Source organism: Pseudomonas sp. GW822-FHT04H02 (genome assembly GCF_058800645.1).
Genome location: NZ_JBXAMM010000003.1, coordinates 97,107 through 120,471, shown reverse-complemented (window position 1 = coordinate 120,471; position 23,365 = coordinate 97,107). Strand labels below are relative to the sequence as shown.

At 64.4% G+C, this 23,365-nt stretch carries 20 protein-coding genes; 9 read left to right on the top strand and 11 right to left on the bottom strand.

Annotation, left to right across the window (positions count from 1 at the left end):
• Positions 1-180 precede the first annotated feature (180 nt).
• The 7 genes from AC1RMG_RS12745 to AC1RMG_RS12715 all read right to left on the bottom strand — a co-directional run bounded on the left by AC1RMG_RS12745 (position 181) and on the right by AC1RMG_RS12715 (position 11,627).
• Positions 181-5,139 carry a hemagglutinin repeat-containing protein gene (locus AC1RMG_RS12745; protein ID WP_493169369.1) on the bottom strand — a complete coding sequence of 1,653 codons (4,959 nt, stop codon included), beginning with the start codon at positions 5,137-5,139 and terminating at the stop codon, positions 181-183.
• 104 nt (positions 5,140-5,243) lie between these two features.
• Complete coding sequence (locus tag AC1RMG_RS12740; RefSeq protein ID WP_011062511.1) at positions 5,244-6,968, bottom strand: ShlB/FhaC/HecB family hemolysin secretion/activation protein; 1,725 nt, start codon at positions 6,966-6,968, stop codon at positions 5,244-5,246.
• A 769-nt stretch (positions 6,969-7,737) separates the two neighbouring features.
• Positions 7,738-9,069 carry a deoxyguanosinetriphosphate triphosphohydrolase gene (locus AC1RMG_RS12735; RefSeq protein WP_103406973.1) on the bottom strand — a complete coding sequence of 444 codons (1,332 nt, stop codon included), beginning with the start codon at positions 9,067-9,069 and terminating at the stop codon, positions 7,738-7,740.
• 225 nt (positions 9,070-9,294) lie between these two features.
• Entirely contained in the window at positions 9,295-10,458 is a 1,164-nt protein-coding gene (locus AC1RMG_RS12730; RefSeq protein ID WP_493169366.1) for an EAL domain-containing protein, read from the bottom strand.
• Positions 10,459-10,583: 125 nt separating this feature from the next.
• Complete coding sequence (locus tag AC1RMG_RS12725) at positions 10,584-10,925, bottom strand: hypothetical protein (RefSeq protein WP_011062508.1); 342 nt, start codon at positions 10,923-10,925, stop codon at positions 10,584-10,586.
• Positions 10,922-11,311, bottom strand: a complete 390-nt coding sequence (locus tag AC1RMG_RS12720; protein WP_011062507.1) for a phage holin family protein — start codon at positions 11,309-11,311, stop codon at positions 10,922-10,924. The genes AC1RMG_RS12725 and AC1RMG_RS12720 overlap by 4 nt, the downstream gene beginning before the upstream one ends.
• A gap of 1 nt (position 11,312) precedes the next feature.
• Positions 11,313-11,627 (bottom strand): ElaB/YgaM/YqjD family protein, encoded by a 315-nt coding sequence (locus tag AC1RMG_RS12715; protein WP_011062506.1) that lies wholly within the window; start codon positions 11,625-11,627, stop codon positions 11,313-11,315.
• 335 nt (positions 11,628-11,962) lie between these two features.
• Here AC1RMG_RS12715 and AC1RMG_RS12710 point away from each other — a divergent pair, with 335 nt between their 5' ends.
• Positions 11,963-13,171: an ammonium transporter gene (locus tag AC1RMG_RS12710; RefSeq protein ID WP_011062505.1), complete on the top strand. Its 1,209-nt coding sequence runs from the start codon at positions 11,963-11,965 to the stop codon at positions 13,169-13,171.
• 62 nt (positions 13,172-13,233) lie between these two features.
• On the opposite strand, the gene AC1RMG_RS12705 is transcribed toward AC1RMG_RS12710, so the two are convergent.
• Positions 13,234-15,189 carry a monovalent cation:proton antiporter-2 (CPA2) family protein gene (locus AC1RMG_RS12705; RefSeq protein WP_493169364.1) on the bottom strand — a complete coding sequence of 652 codons (1,956 nt, stop codon included), beginning with the start codon at positions 15,187-15,189 and terminating at the stop codon, positions 13,234-13,236.
• Between the two features lie 220 nt (positions 15,190-15,409).
• Between AC1RMG_RS12705 and AC1RMG_RS12700 the strand changes: the two genes are divergently transcribed.
• The 6 genes from AC1RMG_RS12700 (at position 15,410) to AC1RMG_RS12675 (ending at position 19,708) form a co-directional block, all read left to right on the top strand.
• Positions 15,410-16,504 (top strand): acyltransferase family protein, encoded by a 1,095-nt coding sequence (locus tag AC1RMG_RS12700; RefSeq protein ID WP_015636519.1) that lies wholly within the window; start codon positions 15,410-15,412, stop codon positions 16,502-16,504.
• Between the two features lie 36 nt (positions 16,505-16,540).
• A complete protein-coding gene (locus AC1RMG_RS12695) occupies positions 16,541-17,512 on the top strand; it encodes an acyltransferase family protein (RefSeq protein ID WP_053153057.1) in 972 nt (323 codons plus the stop codon).
• A 69-nt stretch (positions 17,513-17,581) separates the two neighbouring features.
• Positions 17,582-17,818, top strand: a complete 237-nt coding sequence (locus AC1RMG_RS12690; protein ID WP_011062501.1) for a glutaredoxin family protein — start codon at positions 17,582-17,584, stop codon at positions 17,816-17,818.
• Positions 17,819-17,930: 112 nt separating this feature from the next.
• Positions 17,931-18,377: a S24 family peptidase gene (locus AC1RMG_RS12685; protein WP_011062500.1), complete on the top strand. Its 447-nt coding sequence runs from the start codon at positions 17,931-17,933 to the stop codon at positions 18,375-18,377.
• Positions 18,378-18,417: 40 nt separating this feature from the next.
• Entirely contained in the window at positions 18,418-18,738 is a 321-nt protein-coding gene (locus tag AC1RMG_RS12680; RefSeq protein ID WP_011062499.1) for a hypothetical protein, read from the top strand.
• A gap of 79 nt (positions 18,739-18,817) precedes the next feature.
• Positions 18,818-19,708 carry a pseudouridine synthase gene (locus tag AC1RMG_RS12675; RefSeq protein WP_041119365.1) on the top strand — a complete coding sequence of 297 codons (891 nt, stop codon included), beginning with the start codon at positions 18,818-18,820 and terminating at the stop codon, positions 19,706-19,708.
• Between the two features lie 73 nt (positions 19,709-19,781).
• Here AC1RMG_RS12675 and AC1RMG_RS12670 read toward each other — a convergent pair whose 3' ends face one another.
• Positions 19,782-20,003 carry a YgdI/YgdR family lipoprotein gene (locus AC1RMG_RS12670; protein ID WP_015636515.1) on the bottom strand — a complete coding sequence of 74 codons (222 nt, stop codon included), beginning with the start codon at positions 20,001-20,003 and terminating at the stop codon, positions 19,782-19,784.
• Between the two features lie 242 nt (positions 20,004-20,245).
• Here AC1RMG_RS12670 and moaB point away from each other — a divergent pair, with 242 nt between their 5' ends.
• Positions 20,246-20,785: a molybdenum cofactor biosynthesis protein B gene (gene moaB, locus AC1RMG_RS12665; protein ID WP_015636514.1), complete on the top strand. Its 540-nt coding sequence runs from the start codon at positions 20,246-20,248 to the stop codon at positions 20,783-20,785.
• 22 nt (positions 20,786-20,807) lie between these two features.
• Positions 20,808-21,995, top strand: a complete 1,188-nt coding sequence (locus AC1RMG_RS12660; RefSeq protein WP_493169703.1) for a molybdopterin molybdotransferase MoeA — start codon at positions 20,808-20,810, stop codon at positions 21,993-21,995.
• A 45-nt stretch (positions 21,996-22,040) separates the two neighbouring features.
• Here the strand turns inward: AC1RMG_RS12660 and AC1RMG_RS12655 are convergent, their stop codons facing one another.
• Entirely contained in the window at positions 22,041-22,295 is a 255-nt protein-coding gene (locus tag AC1RMG_RS12655) for a hypothetical protein (protein ID WP_493169361.1), read from the bottom strand.
• Positions 22,296-22,422: 127 nt separating this feature from the next.
• Positions 22,423-23,349 (bottom strand): glycosyltransferase family 2 protein, encoded by a 927-nt coding sequence (locus AC1RMG_RS12650; protein ID WP_041119361.1) that lies wholly within the window; start codon positions 23,347-23,349, stop codon positions 22,423-22,425.
• Positions 23,350-23,365 lie beyond the last annotated feature (16 nt).

The following is a 23,365-nucleotide window of genomic DNA, read 5'->3' as shown; positions in this document are numbered from 1 at the left end:
GAAAGCCCGAACGTTAGCCCAGCTGGTGGAGGGGAAAAGTGGCGAAAGTGCGGTTAGACGCAATCTCGGAAGCGCCTTACACAGAATAAGGGGAGGGATTACAGGCGGGTGGCATCTAATGGAAGTTCAACAGGGTGGGGCACCCAGGCCGCCCTCCCAGGAAGGAGGGCGGCCATGACCTCATGGCGTTTTCTGATCGATACCGGCTTGCAGCAGCTGGCTGTTGCTGTGGCCGCCGACACGCAGCGGGCCGAGGTTGAACACCTGGTCCTTGCTGGTGGCCTCGTCCTGTTTGCGGGTCAGCTCGCTACCGGCGCCCAGGGCCAGGTTGACCGGTGACTTGGACAGGTTGAGCCCGGTGTCGACGCGGTAGTCCGAGCCGGCCAGGGCGTTGCTGGTGACCTTGGAGCCCCCCAGGTCGACCCGACCCTCGCTGGCACCGATGCGTGCACCGGTGAGCGTGGTTTCGCCGCTGACCCGCAGGTTCACCCCTTGCTGACCACGGATGCCCGAGGCCTGCTCCACACTGTCCTTGCCAGCATGGCTGAAGCCCAGGTTCAAGGTCGGGGTGTAGGAGGTGTTGCCGCTCTTGTCGCCGAACAGTACGCCTTCAGCGGTGTTGGCCACCTTGCTGCCGGTGGTATTCTTCTCGCTGACCGAGTAGCTGTCGCTGGTTTTCGGCCAGAAACGTTCCTTGAGGCTGGAGAAGCCATTGCCCACGGCGTCGGCCTTGTCGGCCAGGTAGCTCTTGGCCTTGTCCACACCGTTGCCAAAGGCGCCACGGGGCTCGGGGTTGACGTCGTAGCTGCCGCTGCGGCTGAGCTTCTCGCCCAGGCGCTCCTTGGCGTTGCTGGCCTGGGCGACCACGCTGTCCTTGGCCGAGCCGAGTTTGTCGACGCCCTTGTCCACGGCGTTCTCCAGTTTTTCGCGGTGCTTGTCGAAGCCTTTCTCGGCCTTGGCCTTCAGGTCGTCCTTGAGCGGGCCGGCCGGCTTGGCCAGCTTGTCCACCAGCCCGGGCTGGTTCTTCGCCACCTCCAGCTTGGCGTCGATATTGACCTGGGTGCTGCGCAGGCGGTCCTGGCGGCTTTCGATGTCGAGGCGGCCACCGATGGCTCCGTCGACCCGTTGCGCGTCGATGTTGGCCCCGGCCAGATGCACGTTGCCGGCGCTGTTGAGGACCACCTGGTCGGCCTTGATCAGGCTGTTGTGCTGGGTGGTGCTCTGGCGCTGGTCGACGTCGATCTTGGCCCGGGCGTTGATCCCGCGGTCGATTTTCGGCGAGTCGTGCTCGCTGGCATCGGCCAGGGTGGTCTTGCCCATGCTGCCACCGGCGCCCAGGGTCAGGCCCCAGTTGTCATGGGCCTGGGTAGAGTGCGCCGACTCCTGGAAGATGCCGCCCTGGGCCGCATCCAGGACGACCTTGCCGGCATCGATCCGGGTGCCCTGCAAGTGAATCGCGTCGTCGCCGGTGGCGGCGCTGCCCAGCAGGACCTGGCCCTGGCTGTAGAGTTGCGCGCCGCGCTGGCTCTGGTCGTTTTCAGAGACCCGGCCAATGTTGAAGTTGGCGCTGAGGTTGGCGCTCTTGCCGCTGCTTTGCTCGCTGCTGGTTTTACTGGCACCGGCGGTGAGCCCGCCACCCAGGTTGCTGCCCTGGCTGGTGTGGGTGTCCACGGCGGCTTGCAGGTCCAGCTTGCCGCCAGCGCCCAGGCGGATATCGCCGGTAGGCCGTGCCGCGTTGCCGATCTGCGTGCCTTGCAGCGTCAGGTTGGCGCCGCTGTCGAGCTGCACCGGGCCCTGGCCCTGGATGCTGGCAACCCGCGCCTGGCTGTCCTGCTGCTCCAGGCTCTTGTGGTCCAGCTGGACACCGGCACCCAGGTTGAGGTTGCTGCCGTTGCTGCCCGGGGTGGTGCCCAGGGTCAGCGAGGCGTCGCCACGCAGGCTGGAGTTGCTGCTGCTCTGGCGGTCATTGGCCTGGTTCAGCGCCAGTTCACCGCCGCTCTTGAGCGTCACGCCACCCTGGCCGCCATTGAACTGGCTGCCTTCGAAGCGCCCGTCGCCGGCCAGCTGGATGTCCACGCCCTGGCTGGCGTTGTAGCTGCCGACCTGGGCCTGGTCCTTGCTGCTGGTGACGGTACTGCTGCCACCGGCGCCGCTGCCGCGGATGTTCAGGTCCTCGCCGGTATTGGTGTAGACCCGCACGCCGGCCTTGGCATCCAGGGCCTGTTCGCTGCTGCTGGTGCTGTTGCTGGCGGCGCTGGCCAGCAGGCTGTCGGCGCTGATTTTCATCGCGCCATCAGTGGCACGGTACTGGGTGCCCTGGTCCTGCAGTTGGCCTTTGACCTTGACCTCGACCTGGCCACCGCTCAACTGGCTGACCACCGCGGTGCCGCTGCTGCTGTCCAGCTGGCGGTTCTGGTGGCTGACGTCCACGTCCAGCCCGACGTTGGGCTGTTCCAGGGCATCGAGTACTCCCGGTTGATGGAACTTGCGTTGGGCCACGCCCTGGATGGCCTTCTCGATCGGCCGGGTGACGCCCTTGTATTCAACGTTGGCGCCGACATCCACTGCCCAGTTGTTGTCCTGGTGGTGGCTGGTTTCGCTGTTGCGGGCGGCCTTGTTCACCACCTCGCCGGCGTTGACCTGCAAGGTACCGCCAGCCTTGACCTGGGCCCCTTCGGTGGTCAGGCGGTTGCCGGCGTTGATGGTCAGGTTGCCGCTGGCGCCGATGTTGCTGGTTTGCGCGGTGCTCTTGCTGCTGCTGTCCTGGCTGCTGTTGTGCGCCACTTCCACGCCGTTGCCGGCCCGGTCCAGGCCGCCGGTGTAATAGAAGCCGCCGCCGGTGGTGGTGCTGTCGCTGTGCTTCTCGGTTGTGTTGTCCGCGGCCAGCAACTGCACATGCTTGCCGCTCAGGCTGGCATCGCCGGCCGTGGCCGCAAGGTCGCTGCCTTGCACCTTGAGATCTTCGCCGGCAGTGACCGCCAGGGTGCCGCCGGTGAGGCTGGAGGCCTGTTGCCGGGTGCTGTCGCTGCTGTCGTTGCGCTGCTGATCCTGGTAGCGCACCCCGGCCCGGTATTGGCCGGTGCCCGGTGCATTTTCCTTGGCGTAGGCGTCGAAGCCGCGCTTCTGGGTGCTGCTGCTGTCGTGCTGGGTGTCTTCGGCGGCCGCGACCTTGATCGTGCCCTTGGCGCTGGCGTCCAGTGCCCCTGCTGCGGCGACCTGGGAGCCGCTGACGGTCAGGTCCTCGGCGCTCTGCAACTTGAGGTTGCTGTCCGAGCGCAACTGGCTGCCGACCGTGGTGCTGCCCTTGTTCTGCTGGCGGCTCTCGTCCTTGGCAATGCCGAAGAACTTGCTGTCCTTGCTGTGGTTATTGCTGTGGGACGTGTCCCGCACGCCGTCGATGGTCAGCGCGCCCTTGTCACTGATGACGCTGGCCTCGGTGCCGCCGCGGGCCTGGCTGCCGCTGATGCGTACGCTGTCGGCGCGCACGATCAGCTTGCCGTCGGCGTTGACCTTGCTGCCCTGGTTCTGGGTCTTGCCCTGGTCGCCGTCGGCGTTCTTGCCGAAGAAGCCACCGCCCACCAGGTCGCCGGAGTAGCGCTGGTTGCTCTGGCTCTGCTGGCGGCTGGCGCTGGTGATGTCGACGTCCTTGGCGCTCAGCAGGATGTCGCCCTGGCTGTGCAGCTCGGCGCCCTGCAGTTGCAGTGTCTGCTGGCTGGTCAGTTCCAGCTGCTTGCCGCTCTTGAGCTGGCTGGTGACGGTGCGCTGCTCGCTGCTGGCGTTGTCCCAGTTTTCCTTCCACAGGTGCTTGCGATGCTGGCCCTGGTCACGCTGGGTGTGGGTCTCGGTGGCAGCGGTCAGGCGCAGGTCGCCGCCGCTTTGGGCGCTCAGGCGATTGCCGGCCTCGACGCTGCTGCCCTGGATCTGGGTGGTGGCGCCGGAATTCAGCTCGGCATCCTGCCGGGCGACGACCTTGTTACCGTGCTGGCGGCTGTCGCTGTCGGTGTGGGTACTGTCGTAGGTTTCCCAGGTGATGCCGATGGTGCTGTTTTCCCATTGCTGGCGTTTTTCCTGGAGCTTGCGGCTTTCGATGCTGCTCAGGGTCAGGTTGCGCCCGGCGTCGAGCTTGACGTTGCGGCCACTGACATCGGTGGCGGCCAGGGTCAGGTCCTTGGCCCCGTGCAGCTCGATGTCGCCCTGGCTGCTGACCCCGGCACGGATCGCGTCGAGGCTGTTGTCCACGGCCTGGCCACGGATGTCCAGGTCACCGGCGGAACTCAGCTTGACCCCGTCGCGGCCGTCCACCTGGACGGCGCCGACACGCACCCCGGCACCTTCGGCGGTGCTGACGATATTGATCCGCCCGGCCTGCATGGCACCGAACAGGCTGGCGTCGATGCGCTGCTCCTGGGTGCGGCTTGCCGGGTCGACGTTACGCACCTGGCCGCTGGGGTAGTCCAGCTGGTTGCGACCGACGGTGACATTCAACTGGTCCCGGGCCTTGAGGGCGCCCTGGCTGTCGATGCGCGGGGCGATCAGATTGATCGAACCCTCGGCGTTGCGCAGGCCACCGCCCTGGATAGCCAACTGGCCGTGGGCATCCTGGGTGTTGAGCCCTTGCAGCTTGCCGTCCTGGAGTTCCGGGCGGCCCACCACCAGGCTGGCATTGGGGGTGTTGATGAAGCTGCCGCCATTGACCGAGATGCCATTGGGGTTGGCCAGCACGAAGTCGGCGGCGCGGCCGAAGATCTCCTGGGCACCATTGAGTTGCGAGGCATTGCGGCTGATCACTTCGTTGAGGATCACGCTGGCCGCCTGGCCGTGGAACTGCTGGTTGGCCGCCAATTGCCCGGCCAGTTGCGACTGCCCGGCCTGCAAGGCGTTGTTCAGTACCACGCCCTGTTGCCCGACGTTGTAGTCCAGGAACTGGTTGTGGGACAGGCCGCCGGCATTGGGCGCGACGATGTTGACGATGGGTACGCCACCCTGGTTTTGCAGCTGGGGGATGCCGCCGGGCCCCTCGGCCACGGTGATCCCGCCGGCCAGGGCCAGGGGCAGATGGGAGACCAGCAGCAGGCCGGCGATGGTCCAGCGCAATGTGCCCTGGGGCGAAAGGTGGAACCTGTGAGTGTTGTCAGGCATGAGAACCTCGTTCTGAGTGGGGTGAGCCGGGCGTTGCTTTCTAAGGGGGCAACGGCGCGTGATGCTCAGGTTCGTCGGTTGATTCAGGCTAATCGGCGGTCGGGTCAAATCTGCAGGCTGAACCTGGCCAGCCAGACTTCCGGCTCCGTTCGGAAACCTTCTGGGGTGTTGAGGCTGCGTTGGTAGTCCAGGTCGACCTGGAGTTTTTTCCAGCTCAGGTTGAGCCCCAAGCTGGCACCGCTCAGCTGCCGGCTCCGGGCGCCGTGCTCGGCCTTGATCCAGCCGTTGTCCAGGCCCAGGCGCGGGGTGATCTTGACCGGCAGGTCGTTGTCGAGCGGCAGGCGCAGGGTGTTGCGCCATACCGCGCCAATGGCGCCGGAAGCACTGTTGATGCGATAGCCGCGCACCGCCGAATCGTCGGTGCCCAGCAGTTGTTCGATGGCCGGCAGCGGGTCCGGGCTGTACTGCGCCGAGAGCTGGCTCTGCCACTGCCAGCGCTGGGTGCCCAGCTGGCCGTTGCGCCACTGGCTGAGGCCGGCGCGGTACTTGCGGAACTGCGCCTGGGGCAGGTTGCGCTGTACCTGCTGCGAGTCGCGGTCGGCGCCGAACCAGGTCAGGCCCTGGGCGTAATTGACATCCAGGTTCCACACTGCGCTGTCGAGCCAGAACAGGTTGAGCCCGGCTTCGGCCACGGTCAGGGTCGGGCTCTGGATCTGCAGGTGGGCCTTCTGCAGGTAGCTGTCCACGTCCTTGTAGGCCAGTTGCAGGTTGGCGCTGAGCTGGTGGCTCTGGTCGCGCCACAGCACCCGGTCGGCGCGGCCGCTGACCATGTCGGTACGCCCGCTGTTGTACAAGGTGGTGCGGGGCAGCTTGAGCGGCGCGCGGTATTCGGCATGGCTGGCGAACAGGCTGTAGGTCCAGTAGCCGTAGGGCACCGAGTAGAACAGGCTGCTGCTGCGGCTGTAGCGCGGGCCGTGGTTGAGGGTGTCGCTGTAGTTCAGGTTCAGCGCATCGTTGATCTGCAACGGGCTGTCGAGGTTGAGGTTGATCGACTGCCGGTCACGCCCGGTGCCGGCGCTGCCCAGGTTGTCCACCCCCAGGCCCAGGCCCCAGCGTGCGGCGCTGCTGCGCGAGCGCAGGATGATCCGCGAGGCCCCGGGCTGGCTGCCGGGGGCGATGTCGGCGGTCAGGTCCAGGGAGCGCAGGCGGTTCAGTTGATCCAGGCCCTGCTCCAGGTCCCGCAGGTACAGGGGCTTGCCGAGCATGCCCGGGAAAGCACCGCGCAGGGACACCGGCAGGCTCTGGTCGGCCAGTTCGATGGCTTCGACGTAGCCTTCCTCTACCAGGATATCCAGGCTGTGCCCGGCCGCCGGAGTGCTGGCCAGGTAAGGGCGGCTGGCGATGTAGCCGGCCTCTACATAGAGGCGAGTGATGGCCGCCAGCAGCTGGTTGATCTGGTTGGCCCCCATGCACGGCGCGACATACGGCTTGATGTAGTCATTGAGCCGGGCCTTGTCGAACAGGCTGACGCCGCCGATGCGGGTGCCGCTCAGGGGCCAGCAGCGCTCGTCGCTGGCAGTCTGCGCAGGTTGGCTGGGGGCCGCCGGGGTGCTGCTGAAACTGCCGCGCTGCATCTGCCGCTGGCGCTGTTCCAGTTGCAGTTGTTGCAGGTCCCGTTGCTGTTGTTGCTGCAGGCGCAGGGCTTCCTGGCCCGGTTGCAGGTTATCGGCCAGGGCCGGCGTCAGGTACGTCAGGCCCAGCAGCAGTCCCAGGCACCAAGTGCTGGTGTGGGGGAGAAGGGAGCGGTCAGTGCGTAATGAATAGGGCACTTGGCATCCTTACTGTAATAAGACGAAGTGACAGACACTCGGAAAGCCGGGTATGAGGCTCAACTAGTGGCGTCGCTTTTAGTTCTGCCCTGTGAACGCTAAATACCTTCGATATCTATATCTGAGGTTCAGTGCTCAAGTGCTCGGAAGTGACAGTTCCTGAGTAAGTGCCGGATGGGTTAGTGCAAATTCAGGTATGACAAAAGGGTTGAGTGAGTTGCAGTGGAAACGTTACAGCGCAGTGCAAAATTAATTTTTCCGGGGGGGGTCAGCGGGGGGGAATAGCCTGTGAAATCGAGACTATCCGAAACCCAAAAGGCTATTTGTACGTAAATTGTAAATACATAGAAGGCTAACGAAATTTGCTTGTCAGCCCTGATTGGCAAGGGGTGTGGCGCTCGGGTGAATTATTCAAACGTAGGATGTTTGGTTGAATGGCTAACTGGATGTTTAATTCTGTAATCGTCAGTTCGTATATCAACTTGCGAGCGCCAAGTGTCTTCGGCTACTTGCTCTTTCTGTTTGAGTAGTTGCTCTATTGATGTTCTTGTCTAATCGGGCTGTTGTTGCTAGGGGATCTCCTTAGATGTCTTGGTGGTAAGAATTCTGCACTGCACCCATAGTTTCTGGTGGTGTCGCCGGTGAAATTATCGACGTATAGAAAACTATATAGCGATACTCTGGCTAGGGGATTCCCTTAGTTGCAGATTGGATGTCGCAGGTCATATCAAGTGCCTGGCACAGTGGCCGGGCACTTGATGAATGACGGTTATTGCGGGCTGGAGCGCCCGGTCATTTCCCGGGCCATCTCACTGGCATAGCTGTCGGTCATGCCGGCGATGAAATCGATCATGCGCAGGAACGAGGTATGCAACGGCCAGTTCGGGTCCGGCGCGTTATTGCCCAGCAGATCGAGGATCCGCCGGTTCTTGAACGAGGGGGTCTTGCCGCCGTGCTGTTCCAGTGCCGCGCCGCAGAAGGAGTTCAGCAGGATCTCCAGGGTGGTGTAGGCGCCGATCTCGTGCAGGGTCTTGCGCTTGTCCTGGAAGATCTTGCGTCGCGCCACATCCTTGGCATTGAGTACGCAACGCTTGGCCGGACCATGCATGTGCTCCACCAGGTCGCCGTGCAGGGTGCCGGCCAGCAGGGCGTCCTGCTGTTCGACAAAGGCCCTGGCGGCGGCGTTGGTCAGGTGCTCGATGGCCTTGCCCCGCAGGATCGCCAGGCGTCGCCGGCGCGAATCGCTGGGGCCCAGCTGGCGATAGGTTTCCGGCAGGTCGTCGCCCACCAGGCCGAGTAGCAGCGCCTCGACTTCGGCGTACTCCAGCAGGTCCATCTCCAGGCCGTCCTCAAGGTCGATCAGGGCATAGCAGATGTCGTCCGCCGCTTCCATCAGGTACACCAGCGGGTGCCGGGCCCAGCGCTGGTCTTCCAGCTGGGGCAGGCCCAGCTTGTGGGCGATCTGTTCCAGCAGCGGCAGCTCGCTCTGGTAGCAGCCGAACTTGTGCTTCTTGTAGCCCAGGGAGTCGGCATGGCGCGCGGTCCAGGGGTACTTGAGGTAGGTGCCGAGGGTGGCGTAGGTGAGCCGGGTGCCGCCATCGAACTGGTGGTATTCGAGCTGGGTGAGCACCCGGAAGCCCTGGGCGTTGCCTTCGAAGTTGAGGAAGTCCTGGCGTTCGGCCTCGCTCATCGCATCCAGCCAGCCCCGCCCGGCGGCTTGCTGGAACCAGTGGCGGATGGCGTCTTCCCCGGAGTGGCCGAAGGGCGGGTTGCCGATGTCGTGGGCCAGGCAGGCCGATTGCACCACCATCCCCAGGTCGCTGGGTTCACACCAGTTGGGCAGGGCGCTGCGCAGGGTCTCGCCGACGCGCATGCCCAGGGAACGACCGACACAGCTGACTTCCAGGGAGTGGGTCAGGCGGGTGTGGATATGGTCGTTGCTGGACACCGGGTGCACCTGGGTCTTGCGCCCCAGGCGGCGGAAGGCACCGGAGAAGATGATGCGGTCGTGGTCTTTGTGGAAAGGGCTACGGCCGAGTTCTTCCGGGCTGTGCACTGGCTTTCCGAGGCGTTCGCGGTTGAGCAGGGTCTGCCAATCCAAGGCGGGTCTCTCCGAAAAAAACTGAAGGGCAGAGCTTCCGGTTTCTCGGGCGTGGCCGCAAGAGGCGCATGGTCTGCGCTTGTGTCGACGCCTTCGCTGGCAAGCCAGCTCCTGCACGGAAATGACCTGGCCTGCGGCCCACCTGTAGGAGCCGGCTTGCCGGCGAAAGGGCCCGCAGTTCGTGCATCCATCGTGGCGCTGCGTTCGCCGGCAAACGGGACGGGGTTACAGGCCGGCCGCGTCGATGTCGATCAGCAGCAGGCGCTGGCCGTTGTCGAAAAACTGCCCGGCGGTCAGGCAATACTGGTTGCTGGTGGCGTCGCGGTAGGTGTTGGACAGGGTCAGGCGTCGCTCCTCCCAGCCTTCGGCCAGCAGGTGATAGAAGTACGGGCGCCAGGACCAGTTGTGGCCAACGTAGCTGCTGTCGGCCTGCCAGCTGTTGTGGCGCCATTCCAGGTTCGGGGTCAGTTGGGTGCCATGGCGGTCGCACTGATAGAAACGCAGTAGCCAGGGAAAGGCCTCGACCCGGGGCAGTTGGCTGATGGGCGCCTGGGCCTGGGCCCAGGCCTGCAGCAGGTTCATCAGCTCGGCCAGTTGCAGGCGCATGCGCATCAGCCGGTTGCGTTCGGCCAGCTTGTGCCGCACGTAGCGCTCGCGCAGGCGGGCGAAGGGCTGGACGAAGGCATCGCTGGGGTAAAACTGTTGCTCGGCCTGGGCAAACAGGAAGCCCTGTACATAGCGCGAGCCGCACTCCAGGGCGAAATCCAGTTCGGCTTCGGTTTCCACACCTTCGGCGATGATCCAGCAGCCGGTCTTCTCCGCCATCTGCGCCAGGGCCTTGACCACGTCGCTGCTGGGGCCACCCCGGGCCGCGGCCTGGAACAGGCGCATGTCGAGCTTGAGGATGTCCGGTTGCAGGGCCAGCACCCGGTCCAGTTGCGAGTAGCCGGCGCCGAAGTCGTCGATGGCGATCCGTGCCCCGGCCTGGCGGTAGCGCGCCACCACTTCGCTGAGGCGTTGGCTGTTGCCCCCCAGTTCAGTGATCTCGAACACGATGCGCCGCGGGTCTACGCGGTTCTGCTGCAATTGCTTGAGGCTGGGCAAGGGCTGCCCGGGGCGCAGGCGGCTGATCCATCGGGGGGAAATGTTCAGGCTCAGGAACCAGTCCGCGGGTGCCTCGTGCAGGCGCCGCAGGGCGTCGTCGCGGATCAGCCGGTCAAGGCGGCGCAGGGCGCTGGAGGGGGTTCGAGGATCGGCGAACAGCGGCCCCACGGACGCCAGTGGGCCATTGTCCTGGCGCAGGCGGCCCAGGGCTTCGACCCCGGCGATACGCCCGGTGGCGGTGTCGATGAAGGGCTGGAAGCAGGCGAGCGGTTGCCCGTCGATCACAGGGCCTCCTTACAAGAGTCTGGGTGGAGTAGGGCCGTGGCTGACGGGGAGGCGGCCACGAACCGGCCCCTGGGTAAAGGGGCCGATCCGGGTTGCTTAGCAAGAATGCAGCCAGATAGCGCCGCTCAGGATTTGCGCGAGGAGCCTTGCATCACCAGCTTGATCAGCGGCACCAGCGTGGTGCCCAGGCGAACCAGGCGTGTGAGGCCGCCGGCACCGCCGCTCTTGGCACCCTTGCCGGTGATGAAGCCCAGTAGCGTCACCACTGCCACGCCCCAGAGCGGGGCGTGCTTGATGCCCAAGCCTTCCTGCCAGCTCTGCCCCAGGCCGCGGACCCGTTGCAGGGGTTGCAGCAGTTGCTGGGACTCGTGGCGGATTTCCTGGCGGTGCATTTCCATGCGCAGGCGGATCAGTACCTTGCGCATTTCCCGGCGTGAAGTGTTCTGCGGGACTTCAGGCAGTTTCATGGCAGGAGACGCTCCCGATCATTGGCCAACTCTTCGAGGGTGGCGTGGAAAGGTGAGGATTCATCGAAGATCGCTGCCTTGAGGCGCAATCCGCAGAAGATCGCCGCCAGGGTATAAAACACGCACAGGCCGATGATTCCAGCCAGGCGATAGCTGTCCCACAACAGGATCAGCACCAGTGCCGACAGCCCCACCAGCAACAGCAGGGCGAACACCAGGGCCAGCCCGGCGAACAGCAGCAGGCTCACGGTGCGTGCTTTCTGCTCCTGCAACTCGATGCCGAACAGCTCGACATGGCTGTGCAGCAGCCCCAGGACTGCCGCCCCCAGGCGCCGCGAAGACGCGCTCGGGCCGCTGCCGGACGAAGTGGATTCGCCGATAGCCATATCAGCGCCGCGTCGCCAGGAGGCCGATCAGGAAGCCCACGCCGGCAGCGATGCCCACCGATTGCCAAGGGTTGCTCTGCACATAGTCCTCGGCGGCGGTGACCGCTGCCTGGCCCCGCTGGCGCAGGGAGTCTTCGGTCAGTTGCAGGGTCTCCCGGGCCTTGAGCAGGCTGTCGTGGATCTGCTCGCGCAACTCGTCGGCCTGGTCGCCGGCCAGGGTCGCGGTGTGTTCCAGCAGACGCTCCGTGTCACTGACCAGTGCCTGAAAATCCGCCATCAGTACTTCTTGAGCCGTCTTTGCCGTTTTGCTGGCCATGGTTCCATCTCCGTTAGTTGCTTGTGTGAGCTATGAGTGTGAGCCCTGGGCGAAGGTTCACTGCAATTGTCTGGTACAGCTTTTGCTTTGTCCTGGTGCGCCAGGCCCCGGGCCTGCGCCGAAAACGAGCGAGGGTCGCGCTGTAGCCCGCGTAAACCCTGGCCAAGAAAACCATAACCTCAGGTCAGTCCTCACCCCGTGGTTTGTCGTGCCGCCCCCGGCGCGCCAAAACGGTTCACCGAATGCGTGCAATGGCGCGCCCGGGAGCCAACTTGGTGCAAGGAGCGGGGCGCCCTGCCAGGGAACGGCTGGCCGATTTCGGATCTGCCTACTCCATGGAAAATCTGCAAAGCGCTGTGGACACCCTGGTCCACGGTTCCAACACCCTGTTCATCCTGATCGGGGCGGTCATGGTCCTGGCCATGCACGCCGGCTTTGCCTTCCTCGAAGTCGGCACCGTCCGGCAGAAGAACCAGGTCAATGCGCTGTCGAAGATCCTCAGTGACTTCGCCGTCTCGACCCTGGCCTATTTCTTTATAGGCTATTGGATCTCCTACGGCGTGAGCTTCCTGCAACCGGCGGCGGTGATCAGTGCCGATCACGGCTACGGCCTGGTGAAGTTCTTCTTCCTGCTGACCTTCGCCGCGGCGATCCCGGCGATTATCTCCGGTGGCATCGCCGAGCGCGCGCGTTTTGTGCCGCAATTGTGCGCCACGGTGCTGATCGTGGCCTTTGTCTACCCGTTTTTCGAAGGGCTGGTGTGGAACGGCAACTTCGGGGTGCAGGCCTGGTTGCAGCAGCGCTTTGGTGCCGGCTTCCATGACTTTGCCGGCTCGGTGGTGGTGCACGCCATGGGAGGCTGGCTGGCCCTGGCCGCGGTGCTGTTGCTGGGGCCGCGCAATGGCCGCTACCGCGACGGCAAGCTGGTGGCGTTCGCGCCGTCGAGCATTCCGTTCCTGGCCCTGGGGTCGTGGATCCTGATTGTCGGCTGGTTCGGCTTCAACGTCATGAGCGCCCAGACCTTGCAGGGCGTCAGCGGGCTGGTGGCGGTGAACTCGCTGATGGCCATGGTGGGCGGTACGGTGGCGGCGCTGATCGTCGGCCGCAACGACCCCGGCTTCCTGCATAACGGCCCGCTGGCCGGGCTGGTGGCGATCTGCGCCGGCTCGGACCTGATGCACCCGGTGGGCGCCTTGATCACCGGCGCCATTGCCGGAGCGCTGTTCGTCTGGTGCTTCATCGCCGCGCAGAGTCAATGGAAGATCGACGACGTGCTCGGGGTCTGGCCGTTGCATGGCCTGTGCGGTGTATGGGGCGGCATTGCCTGCGGGATCTTTGGCCAGAGTGCCCTGGGCGGCCTGGGTGGGGTCAGCCTGGTCAGCCAGTTGATCGGCACCGGCCTCGGGGTGGCGGTGGCGCTGCTGGGCGGCCTGGCCGTGTATGGGGTGATCAAGGCGGTCTGCGGGCTGCGCCTGACCCAGGAACAGGAGTACTACGGCGCCGACCTGTCGCTGCACAAGATCGGCGCGGTGAGCCAGGACTGAGACGACGCCCCTGCTATTGATGACCCTGGGCGCTCGCCGCCCGGGGTTTGGTCTGGGTGGCTTCAACCGGCTTGCAGGCGTGCTTCGCAAGCCTCGATGGCCGCCTGCGGGCCGGACACCAGCACCCGGTCGCCGGCTTGCAGGCGCGGGCTGGGGTTCAGCGGCAGGTCGTTGCCATTGCGTTGCACCCCGCGTATATCCACGCCCAGTGCCTCCAGGCCCAACTCCTGCAATGGCCGGTTGCAGGCGTAGGCATCGGCGTCGAGGCTGACGGCGTGCATCTGCACCGCCGGCGGTTCGCGGTTGTCCTGGGCGCTGTTCTGGGTGCCGTGATAGAAGCCGTGCAACAGTTGGTAGCGGCTGTGGCGCACTTCATCCACGGTGCGCTGCACTCGCTGCTCCGGCAGGCCGAGCATGATCAGGGCATGGGAGGCGAGCATCAGGCTCGACTCCAGCAGTTCGGGCACCACTTCGTTGGCGCCGGCGGCCTTGAGTTCCGCCAACTGGCTGTCATCGCGGGTGCGCACCAGGATCGGCACCGTGCGGTCCAGGCGGCGCGCCGCCTTGAGCACCGTCAGCGCGATATCGCTCTTGTCCACTGCGATCACCAGCAGCCGCGCCCGTTCCAGGCCGACTGCGGCCAGGAGGTCGCCGCGCCGGCAGTCGCCGTAGTGCACGCAGCTTTCTCCCGCAGACGCTTCCTGGACCCGCACCGGATCGTCGTCCAGGGCGATGTAGCGCAGTTGCTCGTGGCGCAGGAAGCGGCCAATGGACTGGCCGACCCGGCCATACCCGCAAATCAGTACATGGCCTTGCAGCTCGGCGTTCTGCGCGCTGATTTCCTCCAGTTGCGCGGCCTGGTTGGGCTTGCGGTGCAGGCGGGCGGTGATGACCGGCGCCGCTCGCAGCAACAGCGGGGTTACCAGCATCGAGCAGAACGTGGCGGCCAGCAGCAGGCTGCTGATGTCGGGCGGGATCATCTGGCTGAGCTGCATCTGCGCCATCAGGGCGAAGCAGAATTCACCGCCCTGGGCCAGGGCCAGGCCGCTGCGCCAGGCGGTTTCGCCATCGCTGCCGCGCAGCTTGAGCAGGGTCGCCACCACCGAACCCTTGATCAGCAGCAGGGCCAGGGTCAGGCCGGTGATCAGCAGGGCATGGTCGATGAACAGTTGCAGGTCGATGAGCATGCCGATGCTGACGAAGAACAGCCCCAGCAGAATGTCGCGGAACGGGCGGATGTCGGCCTCGATCTGATGCCGGTAATGGCTTTCCCCCAGCAGCATGCCGGCGAGGAAGGCCCCCAGGGCCGGTGACAGGCCCAGCAGGTGGGTGAGCCAGGCGGTGAGCAGGACGATCACCAGGGCCAGCAGCACAAAGAGTTCGGCGGAGTGCGAAGCGGCCACTTCATGGAACAGCCGCGGCAACAGCCAGCGGCTGGCCAGCAGCAGGCCGACGAACAGCACCACGGTCTTGCCCAGGGTCGCCGGCAGGGCCCAGTACCAGGCGTGCTCGCTGCTGCCGGCGAAGACCGGCACCAGGGTCAGCAACAGCACCGCCACCACGTCCTGGAACAGCAGCACGCCAATGGCGTTCTGCCCGTGGCTGCTGAAGATCTCGCCAAGGCTGGTCAGTTCCTTGCTGACGATGGCGGTGGAGGACAGGGCCAGCCCGGTACCGAGCATCAGCGCTGCGGTCAGGGGCATGCCGAACAGGGCCAGGAGGACCCCGAGGATCAAGCCGGTGCACAGCACTTGCAGGCTGCCCAGGCCAAACACCACGCGGCGCAGGGCAAGCATCTTCGACAAGGAGAACTCCAGGCCCAGGGAGAACAGCAGGAATACCACCCCCAGTTCCGCCAGGTCGGGCAGGTCCTCACTGTCGTTGACCCAGTCCAGTGCGGTGGGGCCGACCATCAGGCCCACCGACAGATAGCCCAGCACCGGGGGCAGGCTCAGGCGCCGGAACAACGCAATCACCACCAGCGAGGAGGCAAGAATGATCAGCAGATTGGCAAACAACGGGCATCTCCGGACAGGGGGCGGGCAAGGCAAAGCCTAGAGGCAAAAAAAGGCGCGAGGATTACCCGGGCCGCAGAGAGTGACGCTGATTCAGGTCATTGTTTGTCGAGAATGTCTCATATTCATGAGCCTTCGCTATGCTCAGAAATTGTCGATAAAGGCGGTGCCCGGGTGACGGGGTTATCCACAGGACCCTGCCAGTGAGGTGTCGGAGAGGTGTATGGAGCGTCTGTATTCACTGCAAGGGTTGCGGGGCGCCGCGGTGTTGGGCGTGGTGCTGTTCCACATGATGTCGGTGGAAATCAAGTATTCGGGCGGTGACATCCTGCTGCCGGTCATGCTGAATTTCTTCCAGCTCGGGGTCGACCTGTTCTTTGTCATCAGCGGCTTCGTGATGGTCATCGTCAGTCGTGGGCGCTTTCAGAAAACCGTCGAGACCCAGCGCTTCCTGTTCAACCGCCTGTCCCGGATTTACCCCACCTACTGGCTGTATTTCTTCATCACCCTGGGGGTGTATCTGTGGCAGCCGGCGCTGGTGAACAGCTCCCACGGCGGCTCCAACCTGTGGATGTCCTTCCTGCTGCTGCCCAATGACCGGGTGCTGCTGGTGATGGTGGCCTGGTCGCTGCTGTTCGAGCTGTGGTTCTACCTGATGTTCACCCTGTTCCTGTTCTTCAAGGAAAAGCGCCTGCCGCTGATCCTGCTGCTGTGGGCGGTGGCGCTGGTGCTGTTCAACCTGCTGCAGAACTGGCAGGACTATTCCCCGGCGCTGAAGATCATCCTCCATCCCTACGCCCTGGAGTTCATTGCCGGCAGTGCCCTGGCGCTGTTCTTCTACGGACCCCATAGCGCCAGGGTGCCGACGGCGCTGGTCTGGGTCGCGCTGGCGGCGGCTCTGCTGGTGGGGTTTCCGCTGATCTACGCCTACCAGCTGTTCTTCACCGAGGGCTTGCCGAGGATGCTCGCGGTGGGCCTGACCTTCGGTACCCTGACCCTGTCCCTGGCCTTGCTGGAGCGGCGGCAACTGATCCGTATGCCAGGGTTTCTTACAGCCACCGGTGATATGTCCTACACCATCTATCTATCCCACTTACTGGTGCTGGGGGTCGTCGGCCGGGCCTGGCAGGTGATCGGCGCCTGGCCCGAGAGCTATGTGGATAACCTGGCCTTCATCGTGCTGATGATGACGGCGGTGGTCTGCTATGGCTGGGTTGGCTATCACTTTTATGAAAAGCCGATCCTCGATCGTGCCACGGCCTACTGCAAGCGCCGGTTCAGTACCGCCCCCCGTCGCAAACACTACGATCCGGTGTAGTCGTCCGGTCCTTCCTGCTTACTCGGGTAGCCATCGATGCCGAAAGTGCTCAACGCAAACCTCGACGCGCTGAAAGTCCTGCTGGCGGTGATGGTGGTGGCGCTGCACTGCAAGCTGCTGGGGGGCAATTACACCTGGGTCGGCTACTTGCTGTGCAACGGCCTGTTCCGGGTGGCGGTGCCGACGTTCTTCATCATCAACGGCTACTACCTCTTCCAGACCCTGGAGAGCGGCCACTCCTTCGCCCAGTGGTTCAAGCGCGGCCTTCTGCTCTACCTGTTCTGGATGCTGGTCTACAGCCCGCAGTACATCGACCCGAGCACGATCGCCAGCCTGGGCGGGGTGCTGGGGGTCGTGAAGAAGCTGCTGATCGGCTATTTCCACCTCTGGTACCTGGTGGGCATGCTCGGCGGCGCAGCGATGCTGCTGGTGCTGCGTCGCTGGCGTTCAAGTGCGCTGATCGGCCTGGCCCTGACGGCGTTCCTCATCGGTCTGGGCCTGCAGTACGCGCGGGTCTACTACGAACTGCCCAACGGCTTTCTCCAGCACTTCAATCAGAACGACTACACCGCGCGCAATTTCCTGTTCATGGGCTTCCCGTTCATGGCCATCGGCTTTCTTTGTGCCCGGCATCGCTTGGCAGAGCGGCTCAGCCGGCGCGGGGTGTGCTGCTGGCTAGTGCTGGGGTTGGGGCTGATCCTGGCCGAGGCGGCGCTGAACTTCGCCCTGCGCGCCGATGTAGAGCAGAATTTCGACTTCCTCGCCTCGTTGCTGGTTATTGCCCCGGCCCTGTTCCTGTTGCCCCAGGTGTACTTCCGGGCCTCCCGGAGCAACTTCGCGGCCAAGCTGTCTTCGGCGGTGTATTACGTGCATCCCTGGTTCATCTTCGGCGCCTTGTCCCTGGGCATGGCCTATGGCAACGGCATGGCCGGGCTGGTCCTGCTGCTGGCCTTTGGCGTTGCGCCGCTGTTGATCATGGCCAGTCGCCGGGTCCGTTTCATTCTCTGAGGGCGCTTGGTCGACGGCTTTTTCTCTCGGGCCTAGAATAGGCACCTGTTCTTTTTTGGTTGCCCAGTCATGCCCCCTGAATGCCAATTGTTCGGCACCCTTGGATGCCACCTGTGCGAACTGGCCGAGGCCGAGCTGATGCCCCTGGTGGAACACGGCCTGATGGTCGAACTGGTGGATATCGCCGACAGCCAGCAACTGTTCGACAGCTACGGCCTGCGCATCCCGGTACTGCGCCGGGTGGATACCGGCGCCGAGCTGGGCTGGCCCTTCGACGCCGAGCAAGTGGTGGCCTTCCTGCGCTGATGCACCAGGGGGGGCGGGCAGGGTTTCCGCCCGTCGCTCATCGTGCGAATTCATTGGCGAGAGCTCTCGATTGGTTTACTGTATGCATATACAGCTATCGAGGAGTCTCGCCATGTCTCTCACTTTCCTGACCGGTACCGAACGCTCGCAACCGATGCCAGCCCGCTTTGCGCCGCTGGGTGACAGCGAGCCTGCCGCGTTGGCCGATGGCCCCAGCGGCAGCGGTTTTTCCCTCGACCGGACCCTGGGCCTGGGCGCGCCGCAGATCCATGGCCTGCTGGTGGACGATGACAACCTGCTGGGGTTCGGCATCTACCCCGGTGACCGGTTGATCGTCGACCGCTCGGCCACTCCGGCGGTCGACCAGTACCTGGTGGTTCGGGCCCAGGGCGCCAGCGAATACTCGCTGCGCCTGCTGGCGCCCGATCCTCGTGGCGGCTTGCTGCTCAAGGCGGCGCGCCCTTCAATCCCCTCCATCGTTCTGGATGACCTGGGCTCGATCGAGATCTGGGGCGTGGTGTTGTGGGTGGTCAGTTATGTGGGGCGCAAGCAGCCCTGATGAGTGTGGTGGACGCTTCAAACCGTTAAAGGAATAGATGATGGTCAATGTCGAACAACTGAAAAACAGCGTGAACAGCATGCCCACCGATGTGGTGCGTGAAGCGGTGCTTGAGCTGCGCCTGGACGGGTTGGTCACCGAAGGCAAGACGCCCTTCAACAAGCTGCACTTCAACACCTGCTTTGCCGAGATCGAAGCCTTGTTCCAGCGTGCGGGCTACCACCGGCAACTGGACGTGGTGGGTTACCAGGGGCTGTTGTACGCCCTCTACGATCCGGGCCGCTGGGAGGCGGTGGATGTATTGCGCTGGCTCAAGGAGTTCACCGAGGCCGCGGCCCAGGCCAAGCAGTCCTGCGCCTGAAACCTCGGAAACTGTTCCTAGGTTCCTTGTGGCGGCTGTTGGATAATGCCGCCCTGCATTGATCCTTCGAGCTTTTTGTATGTCATCCGCACCTTTTTCCGCTGCACAGCATCAGGCCAGTACCCTGTACCTGCCCCCGGGCTCCTGGGCGACGGTGCTGGATTGCCTGTGTGATCACTTCAAGGCCATCAGCCGCGAGCAGTGGCTGGACCGTATCGCCCGTGGCCGGGTGCTGGACGGGCAGGGCCAGCCCATCAGTCTGGAGCTGGCCTATCGCGAAGGCTTGAGGATTCACTACTTTCGCGAGGTGCCGGATGAAAAGGTGATTCCGGTCGAGGAAACCATCCTCTACGCCGATGAGCATCTGGTGGTGGCGGACAAGCCGCACTTTCTGCCGGTGACCCCGGCAGGAGAGTACGTCGAGCAGACGTTGCTGCGGCGCTTGATCCGGCGCCTGGGCAACCCGCACCTGGTGCCCCTGCATCGTATCGACCGGCATACGGCGGGGCTGGTGCTGTTCTCCGCGAACCCAGACAGTCGCTCGGCCTATCAGGCGCTGTTTCCCACCCGCAAGATAGAAAAACGCTACGAGGCGATTGCCGCTGCCTTGCCGCAGTTGAACTTTCCGCTGCTGCACAAGAGCCGGCTGGTGGACGGTGAGCCCTTCTTCCGCATGCAGGAAGCGCAGGGGCCAAGCAATACCGAAACAGCCATCGAGGTCAGGGAGAAACACGGCGAGTTGTGGCGTTACGCCCTGTACCCGGTAACGGGCAAGAAGCACCAACTGCGGGTGCATATGAATGCCCTGGGAGCGGCGATCTGCAACGATCCCTTTTATCCCGAGGTGCTCAAGGACATCGAGGACGACTATGCCCGGCCGCTGAAGCTGCTGGCCCAGGGGCTGCGTTTCATCGACCCGTTGAGCGGGCAGGAACGCGAGTTCGAGAGCCGCATCAGCCTGCAGTGGTGAATACCCCAGGCGCAGAAACAATAAAACCCGCACCAGGCGGGTTTTATTGTTTTCAGGTCGACAACCGTCAGGCTTACAGCTCTTTGACGGTACGGACCTGATCCTTGTTGATGCGAGTCTGCTTGCCGTCCAGCTGTTCAAACTCGTAGAAACCGGAATCCTTGTCGTATTTAGGGGTATCGACGGCCTGGATTTCGCGACCGTCATTCAAGGTGATCACTGTCGGCGAGGCGCAACCGGCGAGAGTGGCCAGGCCCAGTGCGAGCATGAGAGTGGCGAGGGTCCGTTGAGTCATTGTGTGTCTCCGAAATGAGTACTTTTGAGTGCTGGTCTTCAGACGTATACAACGTCTGCAAGTTCCTTGGCCAGGGACATTCTGCCACGTTGCCGGGCAGATCGCAGGCGTTCGCCGCGGCAGATTAGCCGAGTTCGCAACAGCGTCCACCCACTGGGGGCTATTGCCGAGGCCACAGCGGCGGCAGGCCGGAGCGCTGTGATATAACAACGGGCTGTTTCTCCTACCTTTGGATCGAGCCTATGAAAGCCAAGGCTGATGTACCTTTTGCGCCGCTGAACATTGCGGTACTGACTGTCAGTGATACCCGCACCCTGGAAACCGACACCTCCGGGCAGGTCTTTGTCGAGCGCCTGGGCGCCGCCGGCCATCGTCTGGCGGCACGGGTGCTGCTCAAGGACGATCTGTACAAGATCCGCGCCCAGGTCGCGACCTGGATTGCCGACGACGTGGTGCAGGTGGTGCTGATCACCGGTGGTACCGGCTTCACTGGCCGTGACAGCACCCCGGAAGCCGTGGCCTGCCTGCTGGACAAGCAGGTCGACGGCTTTGGCGAACTGTTCCGGCAGATATCGGTCGCCGATATCGGCACCTCCACTGTGCAGTCCCGGGCACTGGCAGGGCTGGCCAATGGGACCCTGGTGTGCTGCCTGCCGGGTTCCACCAATGCGGTGCGCACCGGCTGGGACGGCATCCTCGCCGAACAGCTGGATTCGCGGCACCGGCCGTGCAATTTCGTTCCTCACCTGAAACAGGCGGCACCCTGTGAATCCCGCGGGTAAGCCGGGCAAGCAGGGCGCCCTGATGCCGGTGGAAGAGGCATTGGAGCGCCTGTTGGCGATGGCCGGTTCGGCCCCCATCCTCGAGCGTGAGCGCTTGCCGTTGGCGGCGACTCAGGGCCGGGTGCTGGCCGAGGCGCTGATCTCCAGCCTGGACCTGCCGCCCTGGCCCAACAGCGCCATGGACGGTTACGCCCTGCGCCTGGAGGACTGGCGGGGGGAACCCCTGCCGGTCAGTCAGCGGATCTTTGCCGGTCAGGCGCCTGAGCCACTGCAGCCCGGGACCTGCGCGCGGATTTTCACCGGTGCGCCGGTGCCGGCCGGGGCGGACTGCGTCGAGATGCAGGAAAACGCCCAGGTCCAGGACGATCAGCGCGTGCTGTTTAGCGAACCTCTGCAACTGGGGCAGAACATTCGCCCTCAGGGCCAGGAAACTACGGTGGGCGAGCAGGTGCTCGCGGCTGGCACTCGCCTGGGGCCGATCGAGCAAGGCCTGGCTGCCTCCCTGGGCTGCGCCGAGCTTGAAGTGGTGCGCCGGGTCCGGGTGGCGGTGCTGTCCACCGGTGACGAATTGGTGGAACCTGGCCAGCCCCTGGGGCCGGGCCAGATCTACAACAGTAACCGGGTGGTGCTGTGCAGTTGGTTGCAGCGCCTGGGCTGTGAGGTGCTGGATGCGGGAATCCTCCCTGACGATCTGGCCGCGACCCGCCAGCGCCTGGCGGAACTGGGGGAGGTCGACCTGATCCTGTCCACCGGTGGTGTCTCGGTGGGAGAGGCGGACTTCCTGGGCATCGCCCTGCGCGAAGAGGGCGAGTTGGCCCTGTGGAAGCTGGCGATCAAGCCCGGCAAGCCGTTGACCTTCGGCCATTTTCGCGGTGTGCCGGTGATCGGCCTGCCCGGCAATCCGGCATCGACCCTGGTGACCTTCGCCCTGCTGGCGCGCCCTTACCTGTTGCGTCGCCAGGGCGTGCAGCAGGTGCAGCCCCTGAGCTTCCAGGTACCGGCGGGTTTTGCCTGGCCCCAGCCCGGCAATCGCCGCGAATACCTGCGGGGGCGCCTGGAGAACGGGCAGGCGACTATCTACCGCAACCAGAGCTCGGGCGTGTTGCGCAGTGCGGCCTGGGCCGAAGGGCTGGTGGAGGTGCTTGAAGGGCGGACCCTGGTGCAGGGCGATCGGGTCAACTTCATTCCCCTGAGTGAAGTGCTGGATTGACCCCGGCAGCGCGGGCCCGGCTGCCACCGGCCCGCGCCGAGCGGTTTAGCGCAGCAGCAACAGCAGCAACAGGCCGAAGCGGCTGTGCAAACCCCAGGTCACCAGGCCCGCCAGCAGTGCAGCGGCCAGTACCGCCCTGGCCAGGCGCTTGAGCCACGACAGGTGCCGACAATGACTCGGCAGCGGCTGCGAGGAGAGAGGCAGGTCGAGCTCCCGGGGGGAGCGGGCGGTCACCCAGGGCTGGCCCTGCAGATGCTTGAGCGGTGATCGCGCTTGCGGATAAAACTCCTTGTCTTTCATGACGGTGCACTTCCTTGTATGAGGCGTCAGTGCCTGACATGCACAGTCACTGATTGGCCCCGCAGGGTCAATTCAGGTGATTCTCTTTCTTCGGTCAGAAAATTCACTTTAGGCCTGGGGGCTCGGTTCAGGCATAGGGGCTGTCCCAATAGCGCTTGTACATGCCGAGTTTTCTTTTCAGGCCCAGGGGCAGGTAGCGCTCCTGCTGGCTGAGTTTGTAGGCGAAGAGCTTCACCGCGTTGCGCAGCAGCGACCCGGGCCACTGCCCCAGGCGCCCGGGGCCGAGGAAGCGCAGTTCGGACCGGACGTAGCGCAGGCCTTCGCCACCGGCGCCACCGAAGGCCTGGCGGATCCAGGGTTCCCGGGCATGGAATACGCCAATGTCGAAGTAGCGGCGGAACTCTTCCTTGAGGCTGTAGTTATGGGAGTGGCGGCAGCAGGCGCTGCCTTCATAGGCAACCTTCCAGCCGGCCAGCAGCATCTTCGCGCCCACATACATGTCTTCGGACAGGATCACATGGTTGGGAAAGCCGCCGACCTGCATCAGCGCCTCGCGCCGGTAGGCGGAAAACGAGTTGGACATGAAGGCGGTCTTTATCCCCAGTGCCGGCACATCGGCCAGGCTTTTCACCTGGGAAGTCGGCGGGTAGTTGAACAACCGCGCATGGCTGGCCAGGGGGCTGGCATCGAGGTGCGGCAACTGGCGACCGCACACGGCTCCCACTTGCGGGTCGGCGAAGGGCGCGACGATGCGGGCGAGACCTTCGGCATCCTCCAGGTAGGCATCCTGGGTCATGAACACATAGAGGTCGTAATCGGCGTTGCGCTCCACCATCAGTTGCCGGGTGCCGCCGTGGTTGAAGTCGCGGCTGTCGATGCGCAGCACATTGGCGCAGCGTGCCAGCGCCAGCTCGTAGGTACCGTCGCTGGAGCTGGAGTCGACGATCAGGGTATCGAAGGGCGCGCTCTGGATTTCCAGGGAATCCAGCAGCCGCGCCAGGTCCTGGCAACCGTTGTAGGTGGGAATCACACAGGCCACGCGCAGTGTCGACATTGTCCAAGCCTCCGGT

What these genes read in the sequence shown, in the direction of transcription:
- AC1RMG_RS12745 (WP_493169369.1), bottom strand. Translation starts at nt 5,139, where the DNA reads ATGCCTGACAACACTCACAGGTTCCACCTTTCGCCCCAGGGCACATTG.
- AC1RMG_RS12725 (WP_011062508.1), bottom strand. Translation starts at nt 10,925, where the DNA reads ATGAAACTGCCTGAAGTCCCGCAGAACACTTCACGCCGGGAAATGCGC.
- AC1RMG_RS12720 (WP_011062507.1), bottom strand. Translation starts at nt 11,311, where the DNA reads ATGGCTATCGGCGAATCCACTTCGTCCGGCAGCGGCCCGAGCGCGTCT.
- AC1RMG_RS12715 (WP_011062506.1), bottom strand. Translation starts at nt 11,627, where the DNA reads ATGGCCAGCAAAACGGCAAAGACGGCTCAAGAAGTACTGATGGCGGAT.
- AC1RMG_RS12710 (WP_011062505.1), top strand. Translation starts at nt 11,963, where the DNA reads ATGGAAAATCTGCAAAGCGCTGTGGACACCCTGGTCCACGGTTCCAAC.
- AC1RMG_RS12700 (WP_015636519.1), top strand. Translation starts at nt 15,410, where the DNA reads ATGGAGCGTCTGTATTCACTGCAAGGGTTGCGGGGCGCCGCGGTGTTG.
- AC1RMG_RS12695 (WP_053153057.1), top strand. Translation starts at nt 16,541, where the DNA reads ATGCCGAAAGTGCTCAACGCAAACCTCGACGCGCTGAAAGTCCTGCTG.
- AC1RMG_RS12690 (WP_011062501.1), top strand. Translation starts at nt 17,582, where the DNA reads ATGCCCCCTGAATGCCAATTGTTCGGCACCCTTGGATGCCACCTGTGC.
- AC1RMG_RS12685 (WP_011062500.1), top strand. Translation starts at nt 17,931, where the DNA reads ATGTCTCTCACTTTCCTGACCGGTACCGAACGCTCGCAACCGATGCCA.
- AC1RMG_RS12680 (WP_011062499.1), top strand. Translation starts at nt 18,418, where the DNA reads ATGGTCAATGTCGAACAACTGAAAAACAGCGTGAACAGCATGCCCACC.
- AC1RMG_RS12675 (WP_041119365.1), top strand. Translation starts at nt 18,818, where the DNA reads ATGTCATCCGCACCTTTTTCCGCTGCACAGCATCAGGCCAGTACCCTG.
- AC1RMG_RS12670 (WP_015636515.1), bottom strand. Translation starts at nt 20,003, where the DNA reads ATGACTCAACGGACCCTCGCCACTCTCATGCTCGCACTGGGCCTGGCC.
- moaB (WP_015636514.1), top strand. Translation starts at nt 20,246, where the DNA reads ATGAAAGCCAAGGCTGATGTACCTTTTGCGCCGCTGAACATTGCGGTA.
- AC1RMG_RS12660 (WP_493169703.1), top strand. Translation starts at nt 20,808, where the DNA reads ATGCCGGTGGAAGAGGCATTGGAGCGCCTGTTGGCGATGGCCGGTTCG.
- AC1RMG_RS12655 (WP_493169361.1), bottom strand. Translation starts at nt 22,295, where the DNA reads ATGAAAGACAAGGAGTTTTATCCGCAAGCGCGATCACCGCTCAAGCAT.
- AC1RMG_RS12650 (WP_041119361.1), bottom strand. Translation starts at nt 23,349, where the DNA reads ATGTCGACACTGCGCGTGGCCTGTGTGATTCCCACCTACAACGGTTGC.